Origin of the sequence: Azospirillum sp. B506, from assembly GCF_000333595.1 — a bacterium.
Taxonomy (GTDB): Bacteria; Pseudomonadota; Alphaproteobacteria; order Azospirillales; family Azospirillaceae; genus Azospirillum.
Map to the genome: position 1 here is coordinate 1 of NZ_BADK01000561.1, position 4538 is coordinate 4538.

The following is a 4538-nucleotide window of genomic DNA, read 5'->3' on the forward strand; positions in this document are numbered from 1 at the left end:
AGCGTTTCGGCAATCTCGCGCCGCTCGTCCGCCATGTCCTTCATGACCGGCGCCGACTGGACGATCCGCAGGGATTGGCGGACCAGCGCCTGCAGGATTTCCCCGTCGCGCTTGGCCTCGATCGCCAAGGTCGCGTAATCGGCGTATTCGGCGGCGGCCCGCTGTTCCAGCCTGGTCAGCAGAGCCCCGATCCGCTCGATCTCGCTGGTGAAGTAACGCCGGGCGAGATCGTCCTTCAGCAGGCTGCGCAGATACCCGACCTCGGCCATCACCCGCCCGCGCGCGGCGTCGAGTTCGGCCCGCCTCTTGCGCACCTGATCGCCGAGCGTGAGCGTTGCCGTGAAGGCTCCGTACGCCATGGCGAGCGACGCGGCGGACTCGCCACGCTCGATCAGCCCGCGGGCCTGCTCGAGCTGGCGGACCACGGCGTCGGCCTGCTCGCGCAGCGCCAGCGGCGGAAGTTGGGACTTCAACGCCTCCAGGTCGGCTTCGGTCAGGCGGATCTGCTCGGCAGCCTGCTGCAGGCGGTCCTGATGCCGCGCCAGCCGCTGCTCCCGCTCGCGCTCGATCGCCCGATGCGCCTCGTCGATGCCTTCGCGCAGCCGCGCTTCGGAGGCCTCGCGGCGGCGCTCCGCCTCCGCCAGCCCGGCATCGAGATCGCGGCGGACGCCGGCGAACGCCGCTTCGGTCTGGCGCGACTGCTCCTCGACCTCCTGGGCGAGGGAGCGGAGGGCCTCTCCCGTCACCCGGTTCTCACCGCGCACCGCGTCGAGCTGGGCACGGAAATTCGCCGCCGCCTGCTGCTGCTGGGCCGCCGCCTCGCGCCGCAACTGGTCGAGCCTCCCGACATCGGCGCGCAGCGCCTCGTTCAGCGCGGTCTGCCGGTTGACATCGCCGCGGGCGGCGGCCACGTCGGCCTCGCGCTGGCGGATGGTCTCCTGGAGGCCGGCGACCGCGCCGCGGAGCTGGTTGGCCGCCTCACCGGCGATGCGCGCCTCGCGACGGGCCAGCGCGATCTCATACTTGTCCCGGTCATGATACCAAACGCCATCGACCTGCCAGCTCATTCAACTGCCCTTTCCTGTCCAAGAGGAGGTGCCGGAGCGTTCCGGGCCACGGCGCGGGGCCATGGCACGACCGGCATCGCGATCGTCCGTTACGAGACCGATTCGTCCAGAAGCTGCTTCATGGTGTCGAGCACCGCCAGGCGCCGCCGCCAGATGCGGGCGCTTTTCCTCAACTCCTCGACCTCGGCCGCCGCGGTTTCGACTTCGGCGGAGCGTGCCGCCGCCCAGCGCACGAGATCGGCCTCCAGCCGAGGCCCCAGGGGACGCGCGGCGAACGCCGCGACCTCAGCCGCCACATCCGCGCCGGCGTCGGCCGGCAACGCCACCATACCCAGGCGGAACGCCTCGATGAGCGCCTTCCCCTTGACGCCTGCGCCGGGATCGTCGTCGTCGGGGATCGCCCCTCCCTCCAGGGCGATGCTCCCGAGGCGCTCCGCCAGCGCCGCCAGCCGGTCCAGCCCGGCCGGGTCAAGCGGGGCGAGCGCCTCCAGCGCGGCAAGCTCGGCCATCCAGCGTTCGACATCCACCCGCATCACAGGATCTCCGCCAAGGGTTGCGCCTCGACGCCGTGCCGGTGTTCCCACCGGGCGTCGGCCAGGGACCGCTTCAGGAACTTGTCGACGCTCGCCAGATCCTTTCCCGAAAGCGCGAGGCAACGGTCGATCACCGCATCCGTGACCGAGTGTTCGCCCGTCCGCAGCGCCGCCGCGGCACGGCGCGCCTCGGCCTCGGCCTCGGCCGACTCCCGGCGGGCGTCGTCGAGGGCGCGCAGCACCGCCCCGGTCCGCGCCCGGGCCTCGCACAGGGCCAGGATCCGGCTGTGCCAGCCGGCGCGCCGCCGGGTCAGCTCGTCCGCCATGCCGGACAGGCGGACCTGCAGCTCGGCCGGCGACAAGTGTCCGACATCGTCGCCGAAGGCGGCCTGGGCCTCCCGCACCTGCTCCAGCCCCTCGCGGTAGGCCAGCACGGACAGCCGGCGCCGGCAGCCGGCGAGCAGCGCGTCGCGGACGGCCGCCAGCTCGGTCTCGCGGTCGGAGCGCTGACGCTCCAGCGTCCGCCTGCGTTCCTCCAGAACAGCCAGGGACTCGGCCGGCGGCTCGGCCGTCACCTCCGGAACCACCGCAAGAAGCCCTGCGGCCTCCTCGCGCAGCGCCTGCTCCTGGCGCCGGACCAGCGCCGCCGGACCCTCGGCGATGAGCCTCAACCAATCAGGTTCATGCATGCCCGCAGCCTTTCGATCGAGTCCTCGGCGCTGCGCGCCGACGCTGTAAGTGTCCGGATCTCGGCGCGCAGCCGGCGCCGCTGCGCATCCTCCTCGCTTTCGCCGGGCTGCGCGGCGGGACCGCCGCGATGCAGAGCCGCCGCACGCCGCAGCGCCTCCACCTCCTCCCGGAGGGCCTGAAGCCGCGGCGCGGCGTCGGCGGACGACGCGCCGCCGGCATATCTCAGATGCGCCAGGATCGCTGCACGGTCGGCGTCACCCAGGGTGAAATCGAAATAATGGGCGGCCCGCAGCAGCTGGTCGCGCGCCGGGCCGTCGGCAGCGCCGAGAGCTCCGGCGATGTCCGCCACCAGCGCCGGAACCCCGGCATCGACCAGGATCCGCCGCCATCTGGCGCTCTGTTCGGCAACCGAGAGGCCGTCGCTCATTCACCGATCCTCACATGGCTGTGGCGTCCCGGATTCTGCAGCTCCTCGAGAATCTGGGCCAACCCCTCGCTGACGCCCAGGCTCGTGGCGGGCGCGCGGGAAACGCGCAGGCCGCTCATCGCCAGCGCGTCGGCGATGCGCTGCTGCACGTCGCGGAAGATGTCGAACTCGTTGATGTCCAGCGAATTGGTCCGGGAATGGTCGAGAAACAGGTAGGCGACCGGGATGCCGTCGGCCGCACAGGCGCGGATGTCCCCGGTCCAGCTCAGCGACAGGCGGCGGAAGGCGACGGGGGTGCCCTTGACCTCCCTCAGCGCTGCGGCCAGCGGGTCGGCGTCGCTGACCGGCGGGAAGGGCGGGGAGTTGCCGACGATCAGGATGGCCTGCCGCCCGCCCGGCTGGCGCGCCAGGGCGGCCCGGCACTCGTTCAGCGCCTTGTCGACGGGGTCGGAAAGGTCGAGACCCGGAAACCATGTCAGTCCGCGCAGGAGATCGGGCATCTGGTCCGGCGTTCCCGAACCGGCCTGGCCGACCTCCTGGAGCGGAAGGTCGACACTCGGCAACTGGGAGACACCGTCCCCCGGGACATCGGCGAACCACCAGACGTCGATGCGCGCCCCACGCGACGCGAGCTGCTCCTTCAGCGTGTCGCCGACGGCGGTGCGGATGTCCAGGTTCAGCGCATGCAGGGGAGGCGCCTCGTCGACCTTGGCCGGCGCGAGGAAATCGTCGATCCCCGCCAGACCTAGCGAGGCCGCCCGGGCCTCGTTCCAGCGCCGATCGTCGGGGCAGGTGCGGTCGAAGATGACGGCGAGACGATTCAGCGGCAGGTTTTCGCCGGCCGCCGGCTCCTCGTCTCGGCGGACCTGCCCGGCCTCGCCGTTGCGGCCGACATAGCGCACCGTCCATTGGTCGCCATCGAATCCGGGGATCGCATCGATCTGCAGGTCGCCCGCCGTCAACCCGCCGAGCCGCAGGCGGATGGGCGGCAGCGCCCCGGCTCCCCCGTGCATCGTCAGCTCCACCCAGTTCTGGTCGGTGAGGACGGCCGGGAGTTTCACGGGAACCGTCCGGGGCAGGCAGACCGCCGGAAAATGCGCGGTCTGCTTTCCGGCGACCGCCAGGCTTTGCGGCGATGGAAGCGAGGCCATCCCGATGTCGGCGGCGGACAGGATGCGCCCATTGATCTCCAGCCCGCCATCGGTGCGGCGGCGGACCGCGGTCGGCGGAACGGCGGGCGGTTCCCACAGCCGCGACACCACCTCCTGCATGATGTCGTCCGGCGGCGGCGCCGCGGCGGCACTGAAGACGACGACCGGGGCCGGCGGCGCGTGCAGCAGTCGCAGCACCGCCGGATCGGCGTGATCGGCGGCAAGGGGGCCGACGTCGAGCATCCGCAGACCGTCCTGTGCCCAGCCGCGCCGATGGACGCTGCGGAGCATGGGCGGCGCCGCGGTCAGGTCGACCAGCAGAAGGTCGCGCGGGCGGCCGCTCATGGTGTCGGCGATGGCCGCAATCTCTGCGGATTCGATGGTCACGGTGCAGCCTCCTCATGTTGGGCGGGGCTGTTGGGAAGCCAATGCCTCCAGCCCGGCAGGCGGGCCAGGGTCTCGATCCAGTCGGGCCGCCGACGCGCGGCCTCGCGGCTGGGGGCCGGGGGCGGCACGCCGCCGGTCGCCGCAAGCCGGTCGAAGAGCGCGTCCAGCAGCGCCTCCTCGCCGATCGCGCGGAACGGGCGCGCCATCACCGGGCGAAGCACGTCGCGGATCGGGTCGAGCAACGGCAGCAGCACGGTCAGCAGTTCGGCCGACAGCCCGAGGA

At 72.3% G+C, this 4538-nt stretch carries 6 protein-coding genes; all 6 read right to left on the minus strand.

What is annotated here, in order from left to right; genetic code table 11:
• Window positions 1-1067, minus strand: a 1067-nt coding sequence (locus tag I71_RS16535; RefSeq protein WP_042695944.1) for a hypothetical protein, incomplete at its 3' end; no start/stop codon positions are given.
• Window positions 1068-1156: 89 nt separating this feature from the next.
• Window positions 1157-1600, minus strand: a complete 444-nt coding sequence (locus I71_RS16540; RefSeq protein ID WP_042695945.1) for a hypothetical protein — start codon at window positions 1598-1600, stop codon at window positions 1157-1159.
• Window positions 1600-2289, minus strand: coding sequence for a hypothetical protein (locus tag I71_RS16545; protein WP_211098397.1), 690 nt, complete (start codon window positions 2287-2289; stop codon window positions 1600-1602). Before I71_RS16545 ends, I71_RS16540 begins: the two co-directional genes overlap by 1 nt.
• Window positions 2268-2717, minus strand: a complete 450-nt coding sequence (locus tag I71_RS16550; RefSeq protein WP_042695947.1) for a hypothetical protein — start codon at window positions 2715-2717, stop codon at window positions 2268-2270. Before I71_RS16550 ends, I71_RS16545 begins: the two co-directional genes overlap by 22 nt.
• A complete protein-coding gene (locus I71_RS16555; protein ID WP_042695948.1) occupies window positions 2714-4255 on the minus strand; it encodes a hypothetical protein in 1542 nt (513 codons plus the stop codon). Before I71_RS16555 ends, I71_RS16550 begins: the two co-directional genes overlap by 4 nt.
• Window positions 4252-4538, minus strand: a 287-nt coding sequence (locus I71_RS38335; RefSeq protein WP_042695949.1) for a hypothetical protein, incomplete at its 5' end; no start/stop codon positions are given. The genes I71_RS16555 and I71_RS38335, both read right to left, overlap by 4 nt.

What these genes read in the sequence shown, in the direction of transcription:
- I71_RS16550 (WP_042695947.1), bottom strand. Translation starts at nt 2,717, where the DNA reads ATGAGCGACGGCCTCTCGGTTGCCGAACAGAGCGCCAGATGGCGGCGG.
- I71_RS16545 (WP_211098397.1), bottom strand. Translation starts at nt 2,289, where the DNA reads ATGCATGAACCTGATTGGTTGAGGCTCATCGCCGAGGGTCCGGCGGCG.
- I71_RS16540 (WP_042695945.1), bottom strand. Translation starts at nt 1,600, where the DNA reads ATGCGGGTGGATGTCGAACGCTGGATGGCCGAGCTTGCCGCGCTGGAG.